The sequence below is a fragment of the Enterovibrio nigricans DSM 22720 genome, from assembly GCF_900167155.1.
Classification (GTDB): domain Bacteria; phylum Pseudomonadota; class Gammaproteobacteria; order Enterobacterales; family Vibrionaceae; genus Enterovibrio; species Enterovibrio nigricans.
Map to the genome: position 1 here is coordinate 12,469 of NZ_FUXU01000003.1, position 25,296 is coordinate 37,764.

Below are 25,296 nucleotides of genomic sequence, written 5' to 3' on the forward strand. Positions count from 1 at the left end.
TGGGAGCAATGGAGGCGTTAAGTCAGATTGAGGAAGAACGAGAATTTGAGTTTACGCATGAAGACTTCAAGCAGATTCAGGCATTTATGCTCAGAGAAACCGGAATTTCTCTCTCTGAGCGTAAAACCTCTATGGTCTACGGCCGATTAGCGAGAAGACTACGGCGCTCTGGGATAAATAACTTTAAAGATTATTTTGAGCGAGTTAGCTCGGATTTGGATGAACGCGTTGCTTTCATCAACGCACTAACCACCAACAAAACGCAGTTTTTTCGTGAAAAACACCATTTTGATTTTCTATCGGATGTTTTGGTACCTGAGTGGAAACAAAATAAACAGAAGCGGATTCGCCTCTGGTCTGCGGGTTGTTCGACAGGCGAAGAACCTTACACAATCGCGTCCATACTCGCAGCTGGTGGGATGTTAGGCCCTAACTATGACTGCAAAATATTGGCGACAGATTTAGATACTCAGGTTCTCGATGTCGCAAGGAATGGGACGTATGGTATTGATGTTACGAAGGTGATTCCGGAGAAAATGCTACGACACGGCTTCATTCGCGGTAGAGGCAAGAAACACGAATTATTAAAAGCTAAGCCGTTATTGCAAAACGCAATTTCGTTTAAGCAACTCAATCTCACGATGCCCTGGCCCCATAAGGGACCACTAGACGTGATCTTCTGTCGCAATGTCATGATTTACTTTGAAAAAGACATGCAGCAGCAACTTATTTTCAGGTTCTGGGAAATGCTACGAAGTGGCGGTGTTCTCTTTATCGGGCATTCGGAAAGTATCGGTGAAATGGGCAGTCGATTTGAGAACCTAGGGCAGACAATGTTTCGCAAGCCTTAGTTGGCGTTTTGAACGGGTAACGAGCTCTATATGCATAAAATCCTGGAGCTGACTGGGTGCCCTATTGGGGCTGGTGCGAGGCGTTTCTTTCACCCCGGAAAGCAAATGATGATGGTAAAAATACAGCCCGGAGAGGTCTATGTGACGTCTGAGCGTGAGCTGATTTCGACAGGACTCGGGTCTTGTATTTCTGCTTGTGTGTGGGATCCGTTCATTGAATTGGGGGGCATGAACCATTTTATGTTGCCGTTTGGCGATGCTGACAACATTGAAGGTTGGGATCCAACACAGTGGCGTTCGAATGCCGCGCGATACGGTAACTATGCGATGGAGCTGCTCATCAATACGATGATCCAGCAAGGCGCAGTAAAAAGCCGATTAAGGGTGAAGTTGTTTGGTGGCGGCATGGTCATGGGGAAACAAGCTGCCATTGGTAAAAAAAATATCGAGTTCATTCGAAGCTATGTAGAGAGCGAAGGACTGGTGCTGGTTAGTGAAGATTTAGGAACGGAATTTCCCCGAAAAGTGGTCTTTGACCCCATGACAGGCAAGGCCTGGGTGAAGAAACTGAGAGGCTATCGTGGAGAAGTAGAAGCCGAAGAAAGCAACTACAAACGTCGTCTGGTGAAAGAAGCGAAACGTGAAGACGACGACAGTGCGGAGCTATTTTAATGACTAAAAAAGTACATAAAGTACTGATTGTTGATGATTCTGCAGTTTTTAGAGCATTGCTCAGTGAAATTATTGATTCAGACCCTCACTTAGAAGTCGTCGCTTCAGCCATCGACCCTTATGAGGCGAGAGAAAAGATTAAAAAATACAAACCAGATGTCATCACGTTAGACATCGAAATGCCCAAAATGGACGGTGTTCAGTTTCTTCGAAATCTGATGAGACTGCATCCTATGCCCGTGGTGATGATATCTACTCTGACTCAACATGGCGCAGACGCAACCCTTGCGGCATTAGAGATTGGGGCGGTCGATTACTTTCCAAAGCCAACAGAAAATGTGGCGGCTGAAATGGGTAGCTATCGAGAGCTCGTGATTGAAAAAGTCAAAATGGCGGCCAGTGCAAACATTGCAGGAGCCACTCATCAATCACCATCTGAAATCAGTGTATCCGGTCGGCAATGCAAATCTGAGTTTGATGTGATTGCCATTGGCGCATCCACTGGCGGCACTGAAGCGATTCGAATCATTTTGGAGTCACTTCCAGAAAAGATGCCTCCCATCGTCATTACGCAGCACATCAAACCCGTGTTTAGCAAATCGTTTGCTGAACGCCTCAACCGTGCTTCAAAACTTCACGTCGAGGAACTATCCACAGACCGAGCCCCGCTGGTGAGCGGGCGCGTTTACGTCGCGCCAGGAGACCAGCACCTTCGCGTCGTGAAGAGAGCAGGGAAATACTATTGTGTGCGTGATGATGGTGAGCATGTTCAGCGGCATAAGCCATCTGTCGACGTGATGTTTTCTTCCATCGCATTGGCGGCAGGCGGCCGTTGCTTCAGCATCCTTTTAACTGGAATGGGAAAAGATGGGGCGCAAGGCATGCTGGAGATACGAGAGGCAGGAGGCGTGACTGTCGCGCAGGACGAGAAAAGCTCCGTCGTTTGGGGAATGCCGAAAGCGGCCGTTGAGTTGGAAGCTGCCCAGCATGTTATGCCGCTGAATAAAGTTGCCACTTACCTTGTGGGTAAAGTGTATGGATAAGTTTAGTTTAAGAGCGCTTGTTGCTTTGCTTGCCATTGTGGCCGCCAGTGCGCCACTGTTGGTGGAGCAATCAGTCATTACCCTGTTTTCCTCTTTGTTTGTTGTGGTTTTCGTGTTGTTGTTTGTGAGAAAGCCACACAGTGAAGACATGCCAGTTGATGATGAGGTAGGCCAAAGCAATGCCAACATTTCTTATGAATCAACGGCGATTCTTCGCAAGATCCACAGTATTTTGAATCTGGAACTCATCCCTATTCGCGAGCAATTGGATCGCCAACAAGAGGTGATTGAGAACTCCGTTCACAACCTGAATTCTAGTTTCTTCGGCATGGAAAGGGCTGTGAGCAATCAGGCCGAGCTTTCGCGGCACATGATTAAGGATTTGCTGAACAATGAGGAAAGTGAATACAGCCTGACGAAGGTACTTCCTGAAACCGAGACGGCCATCGATACCTACATCGATATCTTGGTGCAGGTTTCGGAGAAAAGTATTACGGCGATTCACCGAATTCACGACATGTCCGATAAGCTCGATGCTGTGTTTAACTTGCTTGATCAGGTTCAGGCGATGTCGGATCAAACCAACTTACTGGCACTCAATGCAGCGATTGAAGCGGCACGCGCGGGTGATTTAGGACGAGGTTTTGGTGTAGTGGCTGCTGAAGTCAGAGATTTGGCGAACCGTGCGACGGAGCTGAATAGTCAAATTCACAAAGACATCAATTTAGCGCAAGACACTGTGAAGCAAACGAATTCAATTGTCGGAGAAATAGCGACGTTGGATATGACGGCGGCAATTGAATCTAAAACACGGATTGAAGAGCTTTTGACAGGCGTACAGGCCGTCAATATGGAAGTCACAAAAGAGATCTCGCGAGTGACGGAGCAAGGTGAAGTGGTACGGGGTGAGGTTGCTAAGAGTATTCAAGGGTTGCAGTTTGCCGACATCGTGTCTCAACAGGGGCAGCATGTGCTGAATAACCTTCATATATTGGAAGATCTCAATGTCCTCATTATGGAAAAGTTGCAGGAAGGAAGTGTTGATTGGGTGGCATTACATAAAGCAGTAGATGAGATTGAAGAGATGGCAGGTTCTGCGGAGCGTGCCCCGGCTAAACAAATGTCTGCCGATGAGGGCGACATCGAACTGTTTTAGGAGGCGGTATGGCCATTAGTCGTGAAATGAAAAATGACGGTAAGTCAGTGGTGATCCATGTGAATGGGCAATTTGATTTCAGTGTTGTTCAAGAATTCAGAGATGCTTATCAAGACTGCCAAGGAAAAGACATGGTGGTTGATTTTCGTGGCACAGAATACATTGATAGTGCGGGTTTAGGGATGTTGCTCAACATGCAAACATTTCTGAATAAGAATGAAGGGGATGTTCGCCTGATCAATACGATGCCGCAAATTAAGCGTGTATTGGTCATCGCTCGCTTTGAGAAAAAATTCCTTATTGAATAATGACAAAATAAGGGGGGATGCGAGTGAAAGCTCTCATTGTAGAAGATGACATCTCGCTTCAATGTTTTCTCGAACATGTATTAAAAGACGAGTTTGACGAGCTGCTAATTGCTGATAATGGCAAGATGGCATTGGAAATGTTGGAGGCCTTAGACGAGCTTCCGAGCTTGATTGTCATGGACGTATTAATGCCCGTGATGGATGGCTTTGAGGCCGCTAAACAAATCCGAACGATTTACCGAACACATTATTTGCCCATTATCTTTTTAACCGGTATCACGGACAACGATGCGTTTAATCGCTGTATGACGTTGGGGGATGACTTTCTCACCAAGCCTATCAGTCGTACGACGATTGTGGCCAAAGTGCGTGCGCACTCCCGAAATATACGGCTTTACAACGAAGTCGCCGTTCAGAGGGATAAATTAGAACATTTTCATGCGCATACGCTTTATGAGCACACGATGGCAGAAACCATTTTCGGCAATTTGATGCAAGGTTGCTATCAAGAAGCGGAAGGGGTTAATTTCTACACCAGTTCTTATACCAATTTTAACGGTGACGTTGTATTGGTTACGCCGCGTCCTCAGGGGGGCATTTATGCCATGCTTGCCGATGCGACAGGGCACGGTTTGCCTGCTGCAATTTCGTCTATTCCTGCCACCAAAGCGTTTTTTGCTATGGCGAAAAACGGCATGTCTTTAGGCGATATCGCGTCAGAAATGAATGCCACGCTAAAACGTTTTCTCCCACCAGGCATGTTGGTCGCTGCGAATTTGCTGGAAGTCTCTGCCAATGGGGTTGATATTAATTGGTGGGGGGGCGGTATGCCGGATGGCTATATCATAGATAGTCAGGGTGAAATGAAGCAGCGCTTGCCGTCAGCACATATGGCATTAGGCGCGATGGAACCCGATGAGTTTGAAGCCAATTTGGTGTCACTTAAACTTGATGTGGGAGATAAACTTTTTTTCTTCACGGATGGCGTAACGGAAGCGAGAAACGCAAGTGGCGCAGAATTGGGGGAGGAGGGAGTCGAAGCCCTGTTTTCGGAGTCATATCATTGCTTGATTGATGTAGTTCGTGAACGAGTCACCAGCTTCACCAGCGGCGGTGGTGTTGGCGATGACATGTCTATGTTGGAAATGACGGCACCCATCAAAAGTCGCATTGAGTCTATGCCCGGTGAGCCAGATTACTACGACAGACGCTCACCGTCTCAACTCACGGTGTTCTTTGGTGCACAAGAGTTACGTAAGGTGAATATTGTTGGCGAGCTTCGCCGCGTGCTGAAAGGGCCAATTGGCAGCAATATTGATTTGGATTTGATGTGCACCATATTGTCAGAGCTTTCCAATAATGCGCTTGAACATGGCTTACTTCAGTTTGAGTCTGATCTTAAAAATGATGGCGAAGGCTTTCTGGATTACTACCTAGAGCGACAATCGCGGCTCGACAATCTCGGAGAGCATGCATATATGGGGCTCGGTGTGTCGTTTAAGCCGAGAGAAAGATTGCTGCACTTCTACATAACCCATAATGGCGCCGGCTTTAACAATACAGGGTCAGAGAGCCGATTGGATGATTCAGCTGCTGTGTGTGGACGAGGAATCGCCTTAGTGCGTGAATTGTGCCACGAGTTTTATTATGAGGACTCTGGCTGCACGGCAAGAGGGACATATAAGCTCAGTGCGGGATTGCCCGAAGACACAACCATACACTGACGTTGAGAAACCATATTCTCAGTCGATAATGAAAAGCCCAATCCGACGATTGGGCTTTTTTGTGGTGCAGCGCACTGAATTACAGACGAAAAAAAAACCAGTCCGAAGACTAGGTTTTCTTAAGTGGCTCCCCCTGCAAGACTTAACGGGCCCGCCTAGGGTTGCGACAATCAGTGCAGTGCACTGAACGACAGACGAAAAAAAACCCAGTCCGAAGACTAGGTTTCTTAAGTGGCTCCCCCTGCAAGACTTGAACTTGCGACATACGGATTAACAGTCCGCCGTTCTACCGACTGAACTAAGGGGGAATTGCTGGAAACCAATTTAGCCGAAGCTAAGTTAATCACCATTTTGCAATATGGTGCCTCGAGGCGGAATCGAACCACCGACACGGGGATTTTCAATCCCCTGCTCTACCGACTGAGCTATCGAGGCTTTGATAAGAGAGTCATTAACTCAATATCAAAATAATGGTGCCGGCTACCGGAGTCGAACTGGTGACCTACTGATTACAAGTCAGTTGCTCTACCAACTGAGCTAAGCCGGCACACAAACTTTGGAAACGTTGCGTACTTAACACCATCTCACTAAATATGGTGCCTCGAGGCGGAATCGAACCACCGACACGGGGATTTTCAATCCCCTGCTCTACCGACTGAGCTATCGAGGCAACGAGGTGCATTAAACGGATTTTGAGCCTTATCGTCAACACCTTTTTTTAAAAAAAACGCCAAATAAGACCGTTTGCTGTCTTTTTCATCGCTTTGATTTAAAAACACACGGCTTTTCTCGTCTTTTCCGCATTTTTATTGCATGCGACTAAATTCTTTTTGGAAGTTAGTGACCTTCTGAAGGTAGCGTCGAGACTCCGAAGAGGGATGTTTATTGGTTAATGCCCAGTAAACCTGGTTGGGATTTAACCGATTTAAATCATTCATCGCGCGTTTTCGGTCTGAGCGGTGGAAGGTTTTCAGCACATTGCCGGATCCTCCGTTATATGCCGAAATCATGCTGTAGTGTTTGGACAGTGGATCTCTGACATCTTTGAGGTATCGCGTTTTCAAAATATAAAAATACGCAGTGCCGGTATCTATATTCTTGGCAGGGTCGAACAAATACTCTGGCGATGGCTCTCCAGAACGCTTCTTCACCAGCTTAAAGACATCGCGACCTGCTGTTTTGGGGACAACCTGCATCAAGCCGTACGCATTCGCCCAACTCACGGCGTAGGGGTTAAAGCTACTTTCGGTTTTGATAATGGCGTAAATCAGCTCTTCGGAAATCCCATAACGACGAGATGCATCACGGATGATGTCAGCGTATTGATAGCGTCGCTTGCTGGAGTGGTCTTTGACCATGGGGATTTCGACATAGAAGACTTTTTGGAAGCGCAAAGACTTCGTCTTGAGCTTGTTTGCTAGCAAATAGTCGGCATAACGGTTGGCTCGCCACTCCCATGCGACTTCCTTGCCGTCTTGATCCAAGACCTGACCTTGTAAGAATGGAGTGCCACTTATCGGTACGTCTGCGGCGGAGTAAAGATCAACAGATGCAGGATCATTCGGCGTCAGTAGTGTCGTGACAATGGCTTGCTTTAGATGCTGTTTGGGTTCTGTTGTCGCGACGGTTTCTATGGTGACCAAACCATTGGCAAAATCAACGCGGGCACGGCTCATGTAGTTATCGGTGTACTTAACGTAGTCGCGTTTACCGGATACGTAGATTTCGTTTTTGCCCCAACGGACTTCGATATTGCCATTAAAGCTGTTGATGAGTGTGTCCAGCGCGGCAAAATCTTTTTCAAACTGACCGGGAAGCGGCGCAAGATTTTTGGCAAATCGGTTCGTGGCGTCATAGTCAATTTGGTAGATCGACTCGATCATTTCTCGACTACAACCAGAGGTCAGAAGTGGGATCAGCAAAAACGCGAGGTATCGGTAAAATTTCATCTCGTTCGCATCAAAATAAAAAGGCATCCTGATTAGGGTAATCAGGATGCCTTAATTTACAAAATGCTATCGCTAAATTGTGAGCTTATGCCCACACTCCCTACATCGACAGGGAAAATTGTCTTACTCAGACGGCGGTGTGTAGCCTTCGATCACTGTTTCATGACCTTCGAACAGGAACTTCACCATCTCCTCTTCAAGCAGCTTACGATGATCAGGTTCCATCATGTTGAGTTTCTTTTCGTTGATCAGCATGGTTTGCTTGCTTTGCCACTGTGCCCAAGCTTCTTTAGAGATGTTATCGAAAATGCGTTTGCCAAGCTCACCAGGGTAGAGTTGGAAATCCAAGCCATCAGCATCTTTATGAAGACGTTGGCAAAAAACAGTACGGCTCATCATTAAGCTCCTAAAGTAATATTCTGTCTGTCTAAATTGTTGTCTGCAGTTCGTGGGTAAGACTTTCCAGCAGTTTTTGTACCGGAGCAGCCAGCCCAACTTTTGCTGGTTGGGTTAAGTTATACCAAAGGCCGCCACTGCCTTCCATAATGCCATTATCCCCAATCATTTCAGGTTTACTGTGTAACTTGACGCGAACAGGTACGATATCTAAGTGAAAATGGCTGAAAGTGTGACGAAACGCCGTTAGGTGTTCTGGTTTATCATGGCCGGATTGGTTCAGTTTGCTACCAATAAATTCCCCAGCTTTTGTTTCAAGGGTTTCAGGCAAGCACCACAAGCCTCCCCAAAGCCCGGCTGGTGGACGTTGTTCTAGCCAAACTTGATCTTCATATTGAAACAGAACAAAGCAGGTTTTTTTTTCCGGCAGGATCTTTTTCGGTTTTTTACCTGGGAAGTCTGCTTGGCGATTTAGGGCATTGGCCTCACAGCTGAAATTGACGGGGCAAAGTGTGCACTTGGGCTTACTGCGCGTACAAATCATCGCGCCCATGTCCATCATTGCTTGGTTATAACGTTGTACGCCGGTTGCGGGTGTATTCTTCTCTGCCAACTCCCATAGGCGATTCTCCACGGGCTTTTTGCCGGGCCAGCCTTCAACTGCGAAGTGGCGTGACAGCGTTCGTTTGACGTTACCATCAAGGATTGGGTGATGCTGTCCTAATGATAACGACAAAACGGCTCCTGCTGTTGAGCGGCCGATACCGGGCATAGCCATCACATCATCAATGTCCGTTGGGAATTGGCCTTGGTAATCGGTCGCGATCATTTTGGCGGCTTTGTGAATGTTTCGCGCGCGTGCGTAGTACCCCAGTCCCGTCCAAAGATGCAGTACTTCATCAAGCTCCGCATTCGCAAGATCATTGACTGTCGGGAAGCGTTCCATAAAACGTTCAAAGTAGGGGATCACTGTCGCTACTTGCGTTTGTTGCAGCATTATTTCAGACAGCCACACCTTGTAAGGTGTTTTTTCCTGCTGCCATGGCAGGGTTTTACGGCCGTATTTATCATACCAATTCAGGATGGCATCGGAAAAAGACTGACTCACATTGCTTGCTCTTTGTTATCTTTATTGACGAGCATTCTATCAATGCTTTGACTGCTGAAAAAGGCAGCGATTCATTGAAAGATTCAGAACTCCAATGCACAGGGCTTGCACCGAGCCGTAATCTTTGGATAATGCGCGATCCGCTTAACTTTTCTTCATTATTGAGTTGCAGGCATAAAACCATGGCAGAAGTCATCAAACCCGAAATGACCGAAGACGGTAAAGTTCTTCGTAAAATCAGAAGCTTTGTACGTCGTGAAGGACGACTCACTAAAGGTCAGGAGCAGGCAATGAATGACTGCTGGCCGACAATGGGTATTGACTTCGAAGAGAAGCAACTCAATTGGACAGAAGTGTTCGGCAACGACAACCCTGTTGTGCTGGAAATTGGCTTCGGCATGGGTGCATCCTTGGTTGAAATGGCAAAGAATGCGCCAGAGAAAAACTTCATTGGTATTGAAGTGCACAGCCCTGGTGTAGGTGCTTGTTTAATGGCTGCACGTGACGCTGGTATTACGAATCTTCGAGTCATGTGCCACGATGCGGTTGAAGTATTCGAACACATGCTGCCAGTTGCCAGCCTTGAAACGGTTCAACTGTTCTTCCCAGACCCTTGGCATAAAGCGCGTCACCACAAGCGTCGTATTGTTCAACCTGAGTTTGTTCAAATGTTGCGTGATAAGCTTAAAATCGGCGGCATTTTCCACATGGCGACTGACTGGGAAAACTACGCAGAGCATATGGTGGAAGTCATGGACGTTGCACCGGGTTACAAGAACACGGCAACTGATGGCTCGTACATTGAGCGTCCAGAAGAGCGTCCTTTGACGAAGTTCGAAGCACGTGGCCACCGTCTGGGTCATGGCGTATGGGACATGAAATACGCACGCGTCGAATAATACAAAACTCGTACATTATCATTGCCTCACTCGTCTAAAGTGGTGGCGACGAAAAATCGCAAAAGCCAACCTCGTGTTGGCTTTTTTGACCATTGGAGATCGTAATGAAACCCATCCCAGAGCTGTTAAACGGCATCCTCGAAGAAGTACGTCCACTTATTGGGCAGGGAAACGTTGCTGGCTATATTCCTGCTTTAAAAGAAGTGCCAGCGAATAGATTGGGTGTGGCCGTTTGCTATAACGATGGAGAAATCATTGCGGCGGGAGACGCACATGAACCTTTTTCTATCCAGTCGATATCTAAAGTCCTCAGTTTGACGCTCGCCTTGCAAAACTATAGTCCTGAAGAGTTATGGCAGCGTGTTGGTAAGGAACCTTCTGGTCAGGCGTTTAACTCCATGATCCAGCTTGAAATGGAGCAGGGGATCCCACGAAACCCATTCATTAATGCGGGGGCGTTGGTTGTGTGTGACATGCTGCATAGCCGACAGTCTGCGCCTCGCCAGCGTATGCTTGAATTTGTTCGCCACCTTTCAGGTAACGAGCATATTTGCTACGACAAAGTGGTCGCGGCATCAGAAATGGATCATGCGGATCGAAATGCGTCGATCGCCTATTTGATGCGGGCTTTCGGAAATTTCGAGAATGATGTTATGCCCGTACTGGCTAACTATTTTCACTACTGTGCGCTGCGTATGAGCTGTGTGGATTTGGCGAAGACATTTAACTATCTGGCAAACAAAGGACTTCCTTTAGGCGCAGAAAAAACAATTATCAACCAGACTCAATGTAAGCAGTTGAATGCACTGCTTGCGACGTGCGGTTTGTATGACGGTGCGGGTGAGTTTGCATACCGTGTGGGCATGCCGGGTAAATCCGGTGTCGGTGGCGGTATCGTCGCTATCGTACCGGGGGAGATGTCTATCACTGTGTGGTCCCCTGAACTTGATGCTTCGGGTAATTCGCTAGCGGGCACGGCGGTATTGGAGTTGCTTGCTGAGCGCATTGGTCGTTCGATATTTTAAATTTTTACGGCTCAAGCCGTGACGTTGACGCACTGAGTGCGGTCTCCAGAAACAAGTGATGGAGAGGTGATTATGGGTAGATTGAGTGATACACGCGCTTGGAGCGTCTTTGGACTGGCGTTATTGGCGTTGCCGTTTCTTTCAGAGGCTGCTGTTTGCAGTCCGGATTTACACAGTGATATCGCTATTGAAGCGGACAATGTGATCATCGAAAGTAACAATAACCGCTTTCGCATAGAACCCGCGGGCACACTCTTTGTGAATGTTCACCGGATAGACCTGAATGATGAGCAAAAGGCGTCCTTGTCTGCCTACAGTAAAGCCGTAAGAAACGATTTGCCTTATATTGGCCGCACGTTATCTCAAGAGCTTCAGACTTCTTGGCTGGCGTTGGATGGAGTTATCGCCGATGAGCTTGGTGATACAAGCAGCCTTCGCAGTGAGCTAGGACAATATCATCAGTACCTACAAACACGGGTCAATGCATCGCTCTTCAATGCTGAGCGAGAGGCACCGCAGCTTAACCACACATTACTCAAGCAGACGGTTCGAGAAGTTGAAGCGAGTGTTCCGCAAATCGTCGCAACAGTAAGCAGTCGTGGCTTAATGGATATTGCTGTGCTTAGCGAAGGGCAAACAAACAAAATGCAGTTTATGTCAGAGAAAATGGCCGTTTTACAAGATCGTTTAGTGGGTGAGGCGAAATTGCAAAGAGACAGAACCAAGACACTGCAAAAAGATCTTTGCCAGCGCCTTAATGCTTGGCAGCAGCATGAAGAAGCGATATCGCATCTGATCCCGGCGTTGTCAGGCCTGAAAACGGTAACGATCAGATAGTGTCCGTTCATTCGTACGATTGTACAAAAAAACGCAGCTTTCGCTGCGTTTTTTATATCTGTTGTTTTCTCACGGGCGGTATGTGAATTCGTAATCGACGCTGTTCCATGCGTCGTCAATATCCCCTAAGTACTGCCGAAGCTCTTTGGCTTCAACGTGTCGCTTCTTGGCACGATAGAAATAATTGGCTTCGACGTAAGTTTTATCAAACAAGGTCTCGCCGGGGGCTGATACTTTGCTTAGTGAGCTTTTAAACTCAAAGTAAGGCCCATTGATGGTGTGATTTGTCGGCTCAACATCCCAAGCTTCTGGCAAGCTTAGCTTTATTTTTTGCCTTACCGCACCTTCGGTACCAAATCTGAACGGCGTTTTTCTTCGGATTAAATCAGGCTTTGTCAGGTAGTCATCGACAATATCTCCTGAGATCACGAAGGTGTACGCGTCTTCGTTTTTCGACCACAACCCATCAATGATATAGGCTTCGCTTACTGTAACTTCATTGCTTTCCATGTTGTCAGATACGCTCAGCGGGCGCATTAAATCGAGCGTATTGAAGAAGGCCGCATAGTAATTGGCGTATTCCTCTCCGAGTTCAACCAGTGGCTTAGACTCAAGATACCGACGCCAACGCTCTGCTTCAATGCCGCGATAGGTGGTTTTAACGGTCAGGTAGCTCTGTGTGTTGGCATGGTTAACGACATATTTTTGTTCGACATCCTGAGTGACAGGGATAGTGGGTGGTGCCATTTCAGTTAGCGCGTCATTGTTGGGTTTGATGACAAGCGCATAGCCCAACCGTGATTGTGCCATGGAAGCAAGGCGGTTGCCTTGATGGGTACGTGTGGCATCAATCCACCAAGACTTGCCGTCGTAATTCATCTGCACGATAACGTGGTTAAAGCTAAAGGGTGCCGCAGGTTGCTCGCTGAGTTGGTCACGCCAAAAGGTGTCGACCAATGCAGGAAAGGCGTCGATCCCCATTCCTTTTAAGATGGAAACCAGCAGCAGGGTCTTGTCTTTGCAGTCACCATAGCCTTGGGAAATGATTTGGGCGGGCGGTCGAGGCTTGTGTGAGCCAATGCCATTCTCAATACCGAGATAACGAATGTTATTTTGGACGAAATGAATGGCCGCGACGATTTGTTTCTCCACATTGTCTGGATAGGTCTCTTTGATGTCTTCGACGATAGCGAGAACTTCATCATCATCTTCTGGGGCGTTGTAAAGTGGCAGTGCCCAATTCACGACATCCTGCCAGTTCTGGTAGCTTGAAATATGCAAGTAAGGGTAGGGGTTGAACCAACGAGGCTGCTCAGACTCGTCAAAATCATAGAGACCGTTTGTTTCTTGGTAAGAGAAGGTTCGTACATCACCGTCGACGGTTTCTAACACCTTCCCTTGCCCCTTATCGTCGAGGTTCGTGACGTGAATGGTACTGTCTTTAGGCGTGAGAATTCGGGTGTTTACCAGGGAAACACTGGTTGCCCAGCCTGTTTTGATATACCACTCTCGATGATTTCCAAATACCGGATTGAAACCAGAAATGCTGTAACTGAAGTCGATAATGTCACCGACTCTTACATCGTCGAGTACCAAATGCAGGGTTTCTTCACCGTTGTAGAGCAAGGCATCTAAGTCGATTTCACGTTTAAACTGGGACGTTTTCGCTGTCGCCTTTCGGTCGATAATCTGGCCATTTCTAACGATCTCTAAGCGATGAATGCTGACCGTCTGGTAGCTAGGATCAAAGTCGATCGATAACTGAGAGGCGGACTCTACGCCTTCAATGGATACGATCTTGCTGGTGTAACGTTTGTATTCAGTGGGGATCGGCTGGGTAAGATCAAGCTGGCGATCAACCAGCAAATATTGCTGATCGTAATGGTGACCTTGCTTGGAATAGGCTGGTAACTCTCCAATAGGAACCACCCAATGTGGGCGTGGGGAGTAAAGACTTTCATCGGCGTAAGCCGTACTCAAAGTGAGTAAAGGAAAACCTAGGGCAAACAGATACTTCTTCATCTACAACGCTGTCCTTTGCTACAGAGAACAAAGGCAAGGGAACCACTCCCTTGCCGAAGACAGCATTGGCTGTCTTATTCGTCGATGAAGCCGGCGAGCAGGTCGTTCAAGAACAGTCGGCCTTTTTGTGTGACTTGCCAATGGGTGTCATTGTCAGCCAGTAAGCCTTGTTCAATCGCGTTGGCGATAGCATCTTGAATTCCATCAAGAGGCAAACCTGTGCGAGCGGGAAAGTCTTCTTTCGGGCAAGCTTCCACCAATCTGAATCTGTTCATGAAGAACTCAAACGGCAGTTCATCTGCTTCCACTATATGCAATTCGCTGAGGTATTCTTTCTCAGAATCGAGATATCCGCGCGGGTGTTTCACTTTTACTGTGCGTTGTACGGTACCGTCTTCGAGGGTTATTTTGCCGTGCGCACCACAGCCAATCCCCAAATAATCCCCAAAACGCCAGTAATTCAGGTTGTGTTGACACTGGTAACCCGGCTTGCTGTAACCCGAGGTTTCGTATTGGACATAACCGGCATCTGTCAGCAATTTGTGTCCCTGTTCGAAAATGTCCCAAAGGTCATCGTCGTCAGGCAATGTTGGGGGTTTTGAGTAGTATTGCGTATTCGGCTCGATAGTCAGCTGATACCAAGACAGGTGCGGCGGGTTGAGCGCGATTGCCTGCTTAAGATCGTCCAATGCGCCGTCTAACGTTTGTTCGGGAAGGCCGTGCATCAAATCAAGATTAAAGCTGTTCAGTCCCGCTTCATGCGCTAGTGTTGCTGCACGTTTAGCTTCATCGCTGCCGTGAATGCGGCCAAGACGATGGAGCTTTTCGTCATCAAAACTCTGTACGCCAATGGAAATACGGTTTACGCCAACTTGGCGATAAGCGATAAATTTATCAGCTTCTACCGTGCCCGGGTTGGCCTCCATCGTGACTTCGATGTTTTCCGCAAAAGGAATTTCGGCGTCAATGCCACGTAGTAAGCGCGATATTTCTTCCGGTGACATCAGGCTCGGTGTGCCTCCACCTATAAATATGGAATGCAGGAGACGGCCACTGACACCATTAAACCGCGCTAAATCCTTTCGCAAATCATCCAACAATGCCGAGATGTAATCTTGCTCGGGTACCTCTCCTTTGAGGGTGTGCGAGTTAAAATCACAATAGGGGCATTTTTGCACACACCAAGGAATGTGCACGTAAAGACTGAGAGGGATCTGAACAGACATGTTTTCTTATTTCTTCTCTGTGCGCATTGCGGCAAACAACTTCTTCAGTGCCTGACCACGGTGAGAAATTTGTTTTTTAATTGCTGGCTCAATGTTTGCCAGCGTACAACCTTGCTCTTCAACATAGAACACGGGGTCATAGCCGAAGCCATGCGAGCCAGAAGCTTCACGCGCGATCTTGCCTTCAAACACGCCGTGGCAAACCACTGGCGTCGGGTCATTCGCGTGGCGCATGTATACCAACACACAGTGAAAACGCGCGGTACGTTGGTCGTCCGGCGCGTCTGCCATGCATGTCAGTAGTTTCTCAAGATTTGCTTGGTCGCCTTTACCTTCACCGGCATAACGCGCACTGTAAACGCCAGGCGCTCCATTCAGGTAATCCACTTCCAGACCGGAATCGTCTGCAATGGCGGGCAAGCCAGTTTCCTTGGCAGCGTGGCGAGCTTTAATGATGGCATTTTCAATAAAGGTGGTGCCCGTTTCGTCCGCATCAGCAACGGCGAATTCACTTTGTGCAATCACGTCCAGACCGAAGTCTTGCAGCAAATCAGCCATCTCTTTTACTTTGCCGACGTTACCTGTCGCCAGAACCACTTTTGTCATCTTGAGCTCCTGAGTGTATGTGCACCGACCATAGAAAAACGGCGCCTTAATTGGCGCCATGATACCGGAAAGTCATTGCGTGTCATCTTTCATTGATAGGGCGCGTGTCGGATGTCAGTTGACATAGAAGGTCTGTTGAAACGTCAGTTTGCCTGCACGATTTCCTTTGGCGTTGATATCTATATCAAAGACGTAGTTCTCTTCGTTCGCAAATCGAATCTCTGCCAGATAATAAATAGCGTCACCCTCTCGTACTTCACGGAAGGTGAGTGCCTTTTTGGTGCCAAGAAAATTTCGGGCTTCTCCGGTAACGACGGCGGTTACAGCTGGTTTCCCCGCACGACTTTTGTCCAAGATAGCAACGTTTAAAAGCGCGTTTACATTGCTGCGTTTTATGCCATAGGTTTTGGCAACAACAGGGGGGACAAAGGTGGTGTTTAGGGCAGAGTAATGGACTTCCAATGAGCCAATGTCTTTTTTCTGCTCAGCGTGAGAGGCTGGAGACATTGCCATAAAAAGCAGGCTAACAAGAGGGAGTAGATAACGTTTCATGACGCATAATCCTTGTCTGATGAAACAAACGCACCGTGGAAAGGTGCGCGATATATTTACTGCGTTGAGACTGCAATCAGAACACTGATGACCTCGGGGTAGATAGTTGGTGTGTGTATTCTGACTTGTTTGTGACGCCCTAATTCCCCTTTTTCAATGTCTATCTGTCCTTTTGCAACTTTGAATTGCTTTGATAGAAACTTGGTAAGGTGGGCGTTGGCTTTGCCATCAACCGGTGGTGCGGTAATGGCGAGTTTGATTTCCTCGCCATGTTGCCCCATCCACTGATCGCGGCTGGCTTTAGGCTGGATGTAGAGCCGAATAATCAGGTCTTCGTCTTCCAGCCAAGCCGGACGCGCGGTACGAGTCATGAATTACAGCACGAACCACAGGTTGCCGAAGTATGGGCTCAGCATATCGCCAATCACATAGTTCAGAAACTGAAGGGCGATAAATAGGATCAGAATGCTCAGATCCAAGCCGCCCAACGAAGGAATCACTCTGCGGATAGGTGCGACCAAAGGTTCGGTCAGTTGACCCATCACGTATTCAATAGGGCTGCGGCCTTGGCTTACCCAGCTTAAAATTGCACGAAGGATAAGCACCCAAAACAGAAGGCCACCCGCGGCTTTTACTAACGCGACGACAGCGGCCAGTACTATCGGAAAGTTAAACGTCATGAATCCTAAGTATTCATAGGCTGCCATCTGCGCCACACACACAGCAAAAGCAAGGAGCAGTGTTGCTAGGTCTAGGTTGCCGATGGACGGAATAATTCGACGTAACGGCCCAACAATTGGCTGCGTTGCTTTTACGACAAACTGACTGAATGGATTATAAAAATCAGCGCGTGACCACTGCAGCCATACTCGCAGCAACACCACCATTATGTAGAGATTGAAAAGCGTCGAAACGAGAAAGTACATTGCGTTCATAATTTTGCCCTAAAATAGCGTTTCCATTTCTTCAGCGCGGCGCACAGCAGCCTGCATGGCTTCTGCTACCGTCTCTGACAGTTGGTTGTTATTAAATACGTTCAATGCCTCAGCGGTAGTACCGCCTTTGGATGTGACTTGTTCTCTTAAGGTTGCCAGTTCAATGTCCGGATTGGCAACTACCATTTTAGCTGCGCCGAGGGCGGACTGCTGCACGAGAAGACGTGCGGTGGCCTTATCAAAACCTTGGCGTTCTGCTTCTGCTTGCATGGCTTCCATAAATCGGAAGAAGTAGGCTGGTGCACTGCCAGCGGCAGCAATAACGGCATTGATGCCGGCTTCTTCAGAGACCCAGCACACTTTACCTACGGCTTGTAGCAATTCGCCTGCAAACGTTCGATCATCTTCTGATACTGAGTTTGGTGCATAAAGCCCACTCATACCTTCACTAACCAGCGAAGGTGTGTTTGGCATCACACGAACCAGTTTAAGGGGAGCGCCCGCCATTTCTGATAGGCGAGCCACTGAGATGCCTGCAGCAATAGAAACGACGAGTTTGTTCGACCAATCAACGTCTTGCATTGAGGATAACAGCGTTGCCATGTCTTGCGGTTTAACTGCCAGTACAACCACATCTGCCTGTTTGGCCGTTTCTACCGCATTTTCGTTGGCGTTTACGCCATAGGTTTCACGAAACGCTGCGCTCGTCTCTGGCGTGCGGTCCACGGCGATAATTTTGTCTGCGGGATAACCGGACTGAAGCAGACCTGTAATGATCGAGCGTGCCATGTTCCCAGCACCTAGAAAGGCGATTGTGCGTTGTTCCATCCAGCTATGCTCCTTTGATTGGGTAACGTTGTCCCCGGGTTGTTATGTTACTGGCGGTTTGAATAATCACGCGCGCCAAAAATTGCGGTGCCAATGCGCACCATGGTGCTTCCTGAGGCAATGGCGGCATCCATATCACCGCTCATTCCCATGGAAAGGGTATCGAACGCGGGACGCGATGCTTTCATTTCTTCAAACAACGCTGAAATCGGTGCAAACGCGTCGCGTTGTTTGGCCTCATCTGACTCTGGCTGCGGGATACACATTAAACCACGCAAAGTCATACCTGGCAGATCATCAATGATGGATGCCAGTTCACGTACGTCATTAAACCCAGTACCAGACTTTGAGTCTTCACCACTGGTATTGATTTGAATCAGTACCTGCAGAGGTTTCATGTTCTCTGGTCGTTGTTCACTCAATCGACGTGCAATTTTGGCTCGGTCAATGGAGTGTACCCAGTCGAAATTCTCTGCAATGGGTTTGGTTTTGTTAGATTGAATTGGCCCGATAAAGTGCCACTCCAATTCAGGGTGTGTTTCACAGAAATGGGCAATCTTCTCGATGCCTTCCTGCACGTAATTTTCACCAAACTGACGATGCCCAACCTTAATGGCTTCAGCGATCGCCTCTATGGGCTTGGTTTTACTTACCGCCAATAATTGCACGCCAGAGGCGTCTCTCCCGCATTTTTGTGCGGCACTGTCAATTTGGCTGGTGACCTGTTCTAGGTTTTGTTTGATACTACACATGGTTGATTCTGCGAGGAAACGTATTAATGGATATTACGGAATTATTGGACTTTAGTGTAAAGCATAATGCCTCAGATCTACATCTTTCTGCAGGGGTATCTCCAATGGTCCGCGTAGATGGTGATGTTCGCAAGCTGAGCTTGCCGCCACTGAGCAATGATGAGGTGAACCGTCTGATATTTGATGTGATGAATGACGGGCAGCAGCGTGAGTTTGAGCAAAACCTCGAAGTCGACTTCTCATTTGAACTGGCCTCTGTTGGCCGCTTCCGCGTTAATGCATTTCAACAATCAAGGGGTTGCGCGGCAGTATTCAGGACGATTCCCTCTAAGATCCCGTCATTGGAAGCCATTAATGCCCCGTCAGTATTTGAACAATTCACGCAATATCAAAAAGGCTTGGTGTTAGTCACGGGGCCAACCGGCTCCGGTAAATCCACCACGTTAGCGGCGATGGTCAATAAAATTAACAATGAGCAGCATCGCCACATTTTGACCATAGAAGACCCGATCGAATTTATTCACGAGCAGAAAAACTGTTTGATTAACCAACGTGAAGTTCACAGAGACACACTGTCGTTTAACAATGCGCTTCGTTCCGCATTGCGTGAAGATCCGGATGTGATTTTGGTGGGTGAGCTGCGCGATAAAGAGACTATCAGCCTTGCGCTAACGGCAGCAGAAACCGGTCACTTGGTTTTTGGCACGCTCCACACGTCGAGTGCGGCGAAAACCATCGACCGTATTATTGATGTATTCCCTGGCGCGGATAAGCCTATGGTACGTTCTATGCTGTCTGAATCCCTCAGAGCCGTGGTTTCTCAAAAATTGGTTAAGCAAGTGACGGGGGGGCGTGTGGCGGCGCATGAAATCATGATTGCAACGCCCGCAATTCGTAACTTGATCCGTGAAGACAAAGTGGCCCAGATGTTCTCTATGATCCAAACCGGGGCAGGGCTGGGTATGCAAACCATGGATCAATCACTCAGGAACTTAGTGGCGCAAGGCATGATTGATGCGGCTGAAGCAACGAAAGCGAAGGATAACGCTGGAACAGGAATGTAACGCATGACGAATGGAATCGAACTGACAGGGTTATTGCACGACATGAAAAGCATGAGTGCATCGGATGGATATATTACTGTTGGTGCGCCATGCATGCTAAGAGTTGATGGCAGTTTAAAACCTGTTGGGGACGCGCTGAATGAAAACGAAGTGGGATCACTGGTTCAGCAGGCCATGGGGAATGAACGCTATCAACACTATCTTCGTGATAGGGAAGCCAATTTCGCACTGATGACAGAGGCTGGCCGTTTCCGTGTCAGTGCTTTTTGGCAACGAGACCTTCCTGGCATGGTGATTCGAAGGATTGAAACCCAGATTCCTCAGATTAATGCATTGGGCTTACCCGGTGTTATGCAGGATTTAGCCATTGCAAAACGTGGGTTGATATTGATTGTCGGTGCTACGGGGTCGGGGAAATCCACGTCGATGGCGGCAATGGTCGGGTTTAGAAACAACTCGCGCAGCGGTCATATATTAACGGTGGAAGATCCGATTGAGTTTATCCATCCCCACGACAGGTGCATTGTGACCCAGCGTGAGATTGGGATCGATACCGAAAGCTACGAAGTGGCACTCAAAAACTCGCTGCGTCAAGCGCCAGATATGATCATGATCGGTGAGATCCGCAGCCGTGAAACCATGGAATATGCCATGCAGTTTGCAGAGACGGGCCACTTGTGTATTGCGACCTTACATGCAAACAATGCAAACCAAGCTCTTGAGCGGGTATTGCATTTGGTACCTAAAGAACGCCGAGAGCAGTTCTTGTTTGATATGTCGCTGAATTTGAAAGCGGTATTAGCTCAACAGCTGATCCCTGATATCAGTGGTGTGGGGCGACATGGTGCCTATGAGCTGCTGCTCAATACCTCTAACGTTTCCGACCTTATTCGACGCGGAGAGCTACATGAGCTGAAAGAGTGTATCCGCAAAGGTAACAATGCAGGAATGTGCACTTTTGATCGGTCGCTGTTTGACTTGTTTAAGAGCGGCAAGATATCAAAAGATGAAGCGCTCCATCATGCAGATTCTCGTAATGAGTTGAAATTAATGATGAAGATGGAAGAGCAAGCGCCAACCCATTCTATCGCGATGGCTGACGTCAGTATTGAAGGGAAATAAGCTGAAATGAAAAAGGTGCCGATGGCACCTTTTTACGCGTTATTGATACTGACTTTCGAACCAGCTTTCGACAATGATCACCGCCGACTGGCTGTCGATTTCGCCTTTCCCGAGAGCTTTGTAGCCACCATGCTCGAAAAGAGATGAGCGCGCTTCGGTGGTGGTTAAGCGCTCGTCATGCAACTCAACGTTTACCCCAAAACGGCCTTTGAGGCGGTTAGCAAACTTGCGGGCGCGAGGAGTGATGGTAGCAAGTTCTCCACCATGCAAGTCCAACGGCAAGCCGACAACGACCAGATCAGGCACCCACTCTTTCAATATGGCTTCGATTGCGTCCCAACTTGGAATGCCATCTTTGGCTTTCAGGGCTTTAAGTGGGCGTGCAGTACCCGTGATAGCTTGGCCAATGGCGACGCCAATGCTTTTTGTGCCGTAGTCAAAACCCAGCACGCTTTGAATGTTACTCATGGTGTGTTTCTCAAGCATGTCCTATATCGGACGATAGATTTAGCGCGCTGATCCCCATTTGTTTCAACGCCTTTTCCCAACGCTCATTAATGGGCGTGTCGAAGATCACCGCGGGGTCAGCTTCAATGGTTAGCCAACTGTTCTCCGCCAGTTCCAGCTCAAGTTGTCCGGCTTCCCATCCTGCATAACCCAGCGCAACAATAAACTGGTCGGGCTCCTCGTTGGTACCGAGAATGCTAAGAATATCCTTAGATGTGGTGACGGTCAGGTTTTCTGTTAGGTGAATGCTTGAACTAAACTGTTTGTCGTTTTTATGCAGTACAAAACCACGGTCTTCAGACACGGGGCCGCCAAATAAAACGGGTTGATCTAGACTAATCGGGTGCGTGATATCTTGTTCACGATCGACCTCAATCTGATCCAACATGCTGGCAACAGAAATATTGATAGGCTGGTTGATCATCAGCCCCATCGCACCGTCGTCATTGTGCTCGCACATGTAGACGACACTATGCTTAAAACGCTCATCAACCATGCTGGGCATGGCGACAAGGAAATGATTTTTAAGATTCATGGCGCCCTTCATAATTCGTGAGCTTACTGAAAGTATGCGCAGTAAGTGTGTGAATGTCAGGTCTGGACGGGCAATTCCGTCCAGTTGTCATTCTGTTACTTTTCAATACGCGCTGCAATTGCATCCATCAATTTGCCGCTGATGTTGATGTCAAACGCGGCTTCAATCTCTCGGATGCACGTAGGGCTGGTTACGTTAATCTCGGTCAGCTTGTCACCGATAATGTCCAGACCAACGAAAATCAGGCCTTTTTCTTTTAGCGTAGGCGCAACAGCGCGAGCAATTGCCCAATCTGTTTCGCTAAGAGGACGCGCTTCACCACGACCGCCAGCAGCCAAGTTTCCACGCGTTTCGCCTTTTGCTGGAATGCGTGCCAGACAATATGGCATAGGCTCGCCATCAACGACCAGAATGCGTTTGTCGCCATTACTGATATCAGGCACGAACGTCTGTGCCATACAGTAATTGTTGCCAAGGGCCGTCAGCGTTTCGATGATCACTGACAGGTTGGGATCGCCTTTCTTCACGCGGAAAATGGATGAACCGCCCATGCCATCAAGAGGCTTAAGGATGATGTCACCGTGCTTTTCATGGAATGCTTTGATTTGGTCAGCGCGACGCGTTACTAGCGTGATGGGGGTGTGCTCCGGGAACCACGCAGTAAAGAGCTTTTCGTTACAATCACGCAGGCTCTGCGGTTTATTGACGATCAAACAACCTTCAACTTCTGCTCGTTCAAGGATGTATGTGGCGTAGATGTACTCGGTATCAAATGGCGGATTTTTTCGCATCAAAACGGCATCGAGATCAGCCAGTGCGATTTCTTGTTCGCTTTGTACGTCAAACCATTTTTCTGGGTTTTCTTCTAGCGTCACGATCTTGGTGCGAGCCAGTGCTTTGCCTTGCTCAAGCGACAAGTCGTTCATTTGCATATAGTGAATTTCCCAGCCTCGACGCTGTGCTTCGAGCATCATGGCAAAGGAGGAATCTTTTTTAATGTTGATGGATTCAATCGGATCCATCACAACGCCAAGTTTGATCATGTATCTGTCCTTATTAACCAAGATCACCAAAGCGAACTTGCAGTGCTGTAATTGCGGTTAATGCTGCTGTTTCAGTGCGAAGTACGCGGGGGCCAAGCAGTGTTTCTTCAAATCCAAACTCGCGGGTTCTTTCAATTTCTTCTGTCGATAGGCCGCCTTCAGGACCAATCAACAAGCGCACACGGTTTACTGGTTGTGGCAGCGTATTGATAGAGTATTTCGCACGAGGGTGAAGGTTGAGCTTTAAGCCGTCGAATGCCTCCTGTGCCCAGTCATCCAGCGACATCACAGGACGGATCTCTGGTACTTTGTTTCGGCCACTTTGTTCACACGCAGCAATCGCAATTTTTTGCCATTGCTGAAGCTTTTTGTCAAAGCGTTCGGCATTGAGTTTCACACCACAGCGCTCAGAAATGAGTGGGGTGATGACGTTGACACCAAGCTCCACGGATTTCTGAATCGTAAATTCCATCTTGTCGCCGCGGCTGATGACCTGACCTAAATGCAGATCAAGGGGGGACTCGATGCTGTTCTCCACGCGTTCAACGATATCAACGCTGACTGACTTTTTCCCCGCTTCTGCAATGACGGCTGGGAATTCAGCATTGCTGCCATCAAACAACAACACTTCCTGACCCGCCTGCATTCGCAAGACTCGACCTACGTGGTTAGCAGCCTCATCGCTTAGCGACACTCGGCCCGTGTTTGGCAACAATTCAGGATGGAAAATTCTAGGGATACGCATGGTATTTAAATGACTGGATGACAATGAGCAGCAGTGTATCACGCTGCTGCTCAAAGACTGTAGTTTTAGAGGTTGGCTTTCTGGCAGGCAGAGAGAACAAACGGATTATGATTGCCCTGTTCACGGGCGATGCGACGGTCTCGCTCGCACTCCCATTCTGTTACTGGGTAGGTTTTATCCCACGCGTCCATCAGTTTTTTTTGGGCTGATGCAAGCCTGAAATCATACTGTTTGTTCATGTACTTATAAGTACGCGCGATGGCTCCGCGACTTTGTGTTGGTGGCTCTACCACGCGTTGCTTGAAATCTACTTTCATCTCACAGCGTCCATAGAACGCACCTTTATCACCATTCCATTGTGAAAAGCGATAGTTAGAGCGGTCGCCGTTCACTTCTCCTATCGCAGGGACAAGGTTATGGAGATCAGCTTCCATGAGTTTAAAAGCGACATCGTTGCGGCTGCAGTTCTTGCGACCGCCGTCTTGCCAGCATTGACGCTGGTGGCCGAATTGCCATGCAGGTACAACATGTTCCCACTCGATGCGGCTGGCACGTTTTTCTTGTTTACGCACGGTGTAGCCGCAAGCCTCTAAGTCGGGAATGCCTTTTTTTCCTTTCCACTCAATATCGCAACCACAGTAAAAAGAAACCGGATAGTCATCATAGATTTTAAGAGCGATGCGTTTAGCTTTTGAAAAGGACTGGGGATGCTCTGCGAGTGCAGGAAAGGTAAAAAGCAATGCTGACATCAGCATCAGAAGTCGTTTCATTATCAGGTCGTCTGTTTGTTTGAGGAAATTGAGAGACCTGATTATTACAGACTATTGCGAGATAAATCTCATCAAATTAGTGCCAATTTATGATGTTATCGATAGTAAACGTGATGATTATTGCATCGTTTGGGTGAAGGTGAGGGGGTGCTTGCAGCGGCGACAAATGTATTGTGCTTGCTGGCGTTGGACCTTGTTGTGGCGACGAACCGAAAGCTGCATGTGATCGCAGGCGCACTGGTAAGTAAACGTTTTTCCTTCTACAGACGACACGTCAAAGCTGTGTGTGGTTTGAGGCTGAATACCAAAAACACGAAGCATCACGGCTTGCCATTCCTTGCCGTGGGGTTTTACTTTTCCGAATCGTGCAAACACGATGAGATGTGCGACTTCATGGGGTACCACTTCACGAAAAAACGCGTCACTGTTCTCCTCAAGCAAAACCGGATTGAAACGCAATACCCAACGTTGAAGTAACGCCATACCCGCAGTTTTACCGCGAATATCAAACCGAATCGCAGGTACGGGCATGTCACAGCCTAATTGCTGATTGGCGATAGCGATGCATTCGCTGACGCGTTGCGTAATTCGGTAGTGGAGTTCGTTCATGGTTTTGAGGCT

Annotated in this window: 28 protein-coding genes and 4 tRNA genes; 11 read left to right on the forward strand and 21 right to left on the reverse strand. The window is 48.0% G+C overall.

Annotation, left to right across the window (positions count from 1 at the left end; translation table 11 throughout):
* The first annotated feature begins 8 nt into the window (after positions 1-8).
* From B5D35_RS01640 to B5D35_RS01665, 6 genes are read left to right on the forward strand one after another with little or no spacing between them, the layout of a single operon-like run.
* The gene (locus tag B5D35_RS01640) at positions 9-851 is read left to right on the forward strand and encodes a CheR family methyltransferase (protein WP_170915111.1); all 843 of its coding nucleotides are present in this window, start codon (positions 9-11) and stop codon (positions 849-851) included.
* Positions 852-881: 30 nt separating this feature from the next.
* Positions 882-1,523: a chemotaxis protein CheD gene (locus B5D35_RS01645; RefSeq protein WP_078750888.1), complete on the forward strand. Its 642-nt coding sequence runs from the start codon at positions 882-884 to the stop codon at positions 1,521-1,523.
* Entirely contained in the window at positions 1,523-2,566 is a 1,044-nt protein-coding gene (locus tag B5D35_RS01650) for a protein-glutamate methylesterase/protein-glutamine glutaminase (RefSeq protein ID WP_078750889.1), read from the forward strand. The genes B5D35_RS01645 and B5D35_RS01650 overlap by 1 nt, the downstream gene beginning before the upstream one ends.
* The gene (locus B5D35_RS01655) at positions 2,559-3,722 is read left to right on the forward strand and encodes a methyl-accepting chemotaxis protein (RefSeq protein WP_078750890.1); all 1,164 of its coding nucleotides are present in this window, start codon (positions 2,559-2,561) and stop codon (positions 3,720-3,722) included. The genes B5D35_RS01650 and B5D35_RS01655 overlap by 8 nt, the downstream gene beginning before the upstream one ends.
* Positions 3,723-3,730: 8 nt before the next feature.
* Positions 3,731-4,030 carry an STAS domain-containing protein gene (locus B5D35_RS01660; RefSeq protein ID WP_078750891.1) on the forward strand — a complete coding sequence of 100 codons (300 nt, stop codon included), beginning with the start codon at positions 3,731-3,733 and terminating at the stop codon, positions 4,028-4,030.
* A gap of 23 nt (positions 4,031-4,053) precedes the next feature.
* On the forward strand, positions 4,054-5,754 hold the full coding sequence (locus B5D35_RS01665) for a SpoIIE family protein phosphatase (protein WP_078750892.1): 1,701 nt from the start codon (positions 4,054-4,056) through the stop codon (positions 5,752-5,754).
* A gap of 232 nt (positions 5,755-5,986) precedes the next feature.
* On the opposite strand, the gene B5D35_RS01670 is transcribed toward B5D35_RS01665, so the two are convergent.
* The 7 genes from B5D35_RS01670 to mutY all read right to left on the reverse strand — a co-directional run bounded on the left by B5D35_RS01670 (position 5,987) and on the right by mutY (position 9,207).
* A tRNA-Asn gene (locus tag B5D35_RS01670) sits at positions 5,987-6,062 on the reverse strand.
* A gap of 51 nt (positions 6,063-6,113) precedes the next feature.
* A tRNA-Phe gene (locus tag B5D35_RS01675) sits at positions 6,114-6,189 on the reverse strand.
* Between the two features lie 36 nt (positions 6,190-6,225).
* Positions 6,226-6,301 (reverse strand) — tRNA-Thr (locus B5D35_RS01680).
* 47 nt (positions 6,302-6,348) lie between these two features.
* Positions 6,349-6,424 (reverse strand) — tRNA-Phe (locus B5D35_RS01685).
* A 136-nt stretch (positions 6,425-6,560) separates the two neighbouring features.
* Complete coding sequence (gene mltC / locus B5D35_RS01690; protein ID WP_078751001.1) at positions 6,561-7,703, reverse strand: membrane-bound lytic murein transglycosylase MltC; 1,143 nt, start codon at positions 7,701-7,703, stop codon at positions 6,561-6,563.
* A gap of 123 nt (positions 7,704-7,826) precedes the next feature.
* On the reverse strand, positions 7,827-8,099 hold the full coding sequence (locus tag B5D35_RS01695) for an oxidative damage protection protein (protein ID WP_078750893.1): 273 nt from the start codon (positions 8,097-8,099) through the stop codon (positions 7,827-7,829).
* Between the two features lie 31 nt (positions 8,100-8,130).
* Complete coding sequence (mutY, locus tag B5D35_RS01700; RefSeq protein WP_078750894.1) at positions 8,131-9,207, reverse strand: A/G-specific adenine glycosylase; 1,077 nt, start codon at positions 9,205-9,207, stop codon at positions 8,131-8,133.
* Between the two features lie 182 nt (positions 9,208-9,389).
* On the opposite strand from mutY, the gene trmB reads away from it, so the two are divergent.
* From trmB to B5D35_RS01715, 3 genes are all read left to right on the forward strand, one after another.
* A complete protein-coding gene (gene trmB, locus B5D35_RS01705) occupies positions 9,390-10,106 on the forward strand; it encodes a tRNA (guanosine(46)-N7)-methyltransferase TrmB (RefSeq protein WP_078751002.1) in 717 nt (238 codons plus the stop codon).
* A gap of 104 nt (positions 10,107-10,210) precedes the next feature.
* Positions 10,211-11,131: a glutaminase B gene (glsB, locus tag B5D35_RS01710; RefSeq protein WP_078750895.1), complete on the forward strand. Its 921-nt coding sequence runs from the start codon at positions 10,211-10,213 to the stop codon at positions 11,129-11,131.
* 72 nt (positions 11,132-11,203) lie between these two features.
* Positions 11,204-11,968, forward strand: coding sequence for a DUF2884 family protein (locus tag B5D35_RS01715; RefSeq protein WP_078750896.1), 765 nt, complete (start codon positions 11,204-11,206; stop codon positions 11,966-11,968).
* A gap of 69 nt (positions 11,969-12,037) precedes the next feature.
* On the opposite strand, the gene B5D35_RS01720 is transcribed toward B5D35_RS01715, so the two are convergent.
* The 8 genes from B5D35_RS01720 to B5D35_RS01755 all read right to left on the reverse strand — a co-directional run bounded on the left by B5D35_RS01720 (position 12,038) and on the right by B5D35_RS01755 (position 18,889).
* Entirely contained in the window at positions 12,038-13,990 is a 1,953-nt protein-coding gene (locus B5D35_RS01720; RefSeq protein ID WP_078750897.1) for a DUF3857 domain-containing transglutaminase family protein, read from the reverse strand.
* A gap of 74 nt (positions 13,991-14,064) precedes the next feature.
* On the reverse strand, positions 14,065-15,216 hold the full coding sequence (gene hemW / locus B5D35_RS01725; RefSeq protein WP_078750898.1) for a radical SAM family heme chaperone HemW: 1,152 nt from the start codon (positions 15,214-15,216) through the stop codon (positions 14,065-14,067).
* 6 nt (positions 15,217-15,222) lie between these two features.
* Positions 15,223-15,822, reverse strand: coding sequence for an XTP/dITP diphosphatase (locus B5D35_RS01730; protein WP_078750899.1), 600 nt, complete (start codon positions 15,820-15,822; stop codon positions 15,223-15,225).
* 114 nt (positions 15,823-15,936) lie between these two features.
* The gene (locus tag B5D35_RS01735) at positions 15,937-16,374 is read right to left on the reverse strand and encodes a DUF4426 domain-containing protein (RefSeq protein WP_078750900.1); all 438 of its coding nucleotides are present in this window, start codon (positions 16,372-16,374) and stop codon (positions 15,937-15,939) included.
* Between the two features lie 56 nt (positions 16,375-16,430).
* Complete coding sequence (gene yggU, locus B5D35_RS01740; protein ID WP_078750901.1) at positions 16,431-16,745, reverse strand: DUF167 family protein YggU; 315 nt, start codon at positions 16,743-16,745, stop codon at positions 16,431-16,433.
* Between the two features lie 3 nt (positions 16,746-16,748).
* Positions 16,749-17,309, reverse strand: coding sequence for a YggT family protein (locus B5D35_RS01745; RefSeq protein ID WP_078750902.1), 561 nt, complete (start codon positions 17,307-17,309; stop codon positions 16,749-16,751).
* A 9-nt stretch (positions 17,310-17,318) separates the two neighbouring features.
* Positions 17,319-18,137 (reverse strand): pyrroline-5-carboxylate reductase, encoded by an 819-nt coding sequence (proC, locus tag B5D35_RS01750; RefSeq protein ID WP_078750903.1) that lies wholly within the window; start codon positions 18,135-18,137, stop codon positions 17,319-17,321.
* Between the two features lie 47 nt (positions 18,138-18,184).
* Positions 18,185-18,889, reverse strand: coding sequence for a YggS family pyridoxal phosphate-dependent enzyme (locus tag B5D35_RS01755; RefSeq protein WP_078750904.1), 705 nt, complete (start codon positions 18,887-18,889; stop codon positions 18,185-18,187).
* A gap of 26 nt (positions 18,890-18,915) precedes the next feature.
* Here B5D35_RS01755 and B5D35_RS01760 point away from each other — a divergent pair, with 26 nt between their 5' ends.
* Together B5D35_RS01760 and B5D35_RS01765 are read left to right on the forward strand one after the other, a co-directional pair.
* Positions 18,916-19,953, forward strand: coding sequence for a type IV pilus twitching motility protein PilT (locus B5D35_RS01760; protein WP_078750905.1), 1,038 nt, complete (start codon positions 18,916-18,918; stop codon positions 19,951-19,953).
* A gap of 3 nt (positions 19,954-19,956) precedes the next feature.
* On the forward strand, positions 19,957-21,075 hold the full coding sequence (locus tag B5D35_RS01765) for a PilT/PilU family type 4a pilus ATPase (protein ID WP_078750906.1): 1,119 nt from the start codon (positions 19,957-19,959) through the stop codon (positions 21,073-21,075).
* Between the two features lie 39 nt (positions 21,076-21,114).
* On the opposite strand, the gene ruvX is transcribed toward B5D35_RS01765, so the two are convergent.
* The 6 genes from ruvX to B5D35_RS01795 form a co-directional block, all read right to left on the reverse strand.
* Positions 21,115-21,543 (reverse strand): Holliday junction resolvase RuvX, encoded by a 429-nt coding sequence (ruvX, locus tag B5D35_RS01770; RefSeq protein ID WP_078751003.1) that lies wholly within the window; start codon positions 21,541-21,543, stop codon positions 21,115-21,117.
* Positions 21,544-21,553: 10 nt separating this feature from the next.
* Positions 21,554-22,117, reverse strand: coding sequence for a YqgE/AlgH family protein (locus B5D35_RS01775; protein WP_078750907.1), 564 nt, complete (start codon positions 22,115-22,117; stop codon positions 21,554-21,556).
* A gap of 95 nt (positions 22,118-22,212) precedes the next feature.
* Positions 22,213-23,160 carry a glutathione synthase gene (gshB, locus tag B5D35_RS01780; RefSeq protein ID WP_078750908.1) on the reverse strand — a complete coding sequence of 316 codons (948 nt, stop codon included), beginning with the start codon at positions 23,158-23,160 and terminating at the stop codon, positions 22,213-22,215.
* Positions 23,161-23,173: 13 nt separating this feature from the next.
* A complete protein-coding gene (gene rsmE / locus B5D35_RS01785) occupies positions 23,174-23,905 on the reverse strand; it encodes a 16S rRNA (uracil(1498)-N(3))-methyltransferase (RefSeq protein WP_078750909.1) in 732 nt (243 codons plus the stop codon).
* 65 nt (positions 23,906-23,970) lie between these two features.
* The gene (gene endA / locus B5D35_RS01790; protein WP_170915110.1) at positions 23,971-24,675 is read right to left on the reverse strand and encodes a deoxyribonuclease I; all 705 of its coding nucleotides are present in this window, start codon (positions 24,673-24,675) and stop codon (positions 23,971-23,973) included.
* A gap of 117 nt (positions 24,676-24,792) precedes the next feature.
* Complete coding sequence (locus B5D35_RS01795) at positions 24,793-25,284, reverse strand: SprT family zinc-dependent metalloprotease (RefSeq protein WP_078751004.1); 492 nt, start codon at positions 25,282-25,284, stop codon at positions 24,793-24,795.
* Positions 25,285-25,296: the final 12 nt, after the last annotated feature.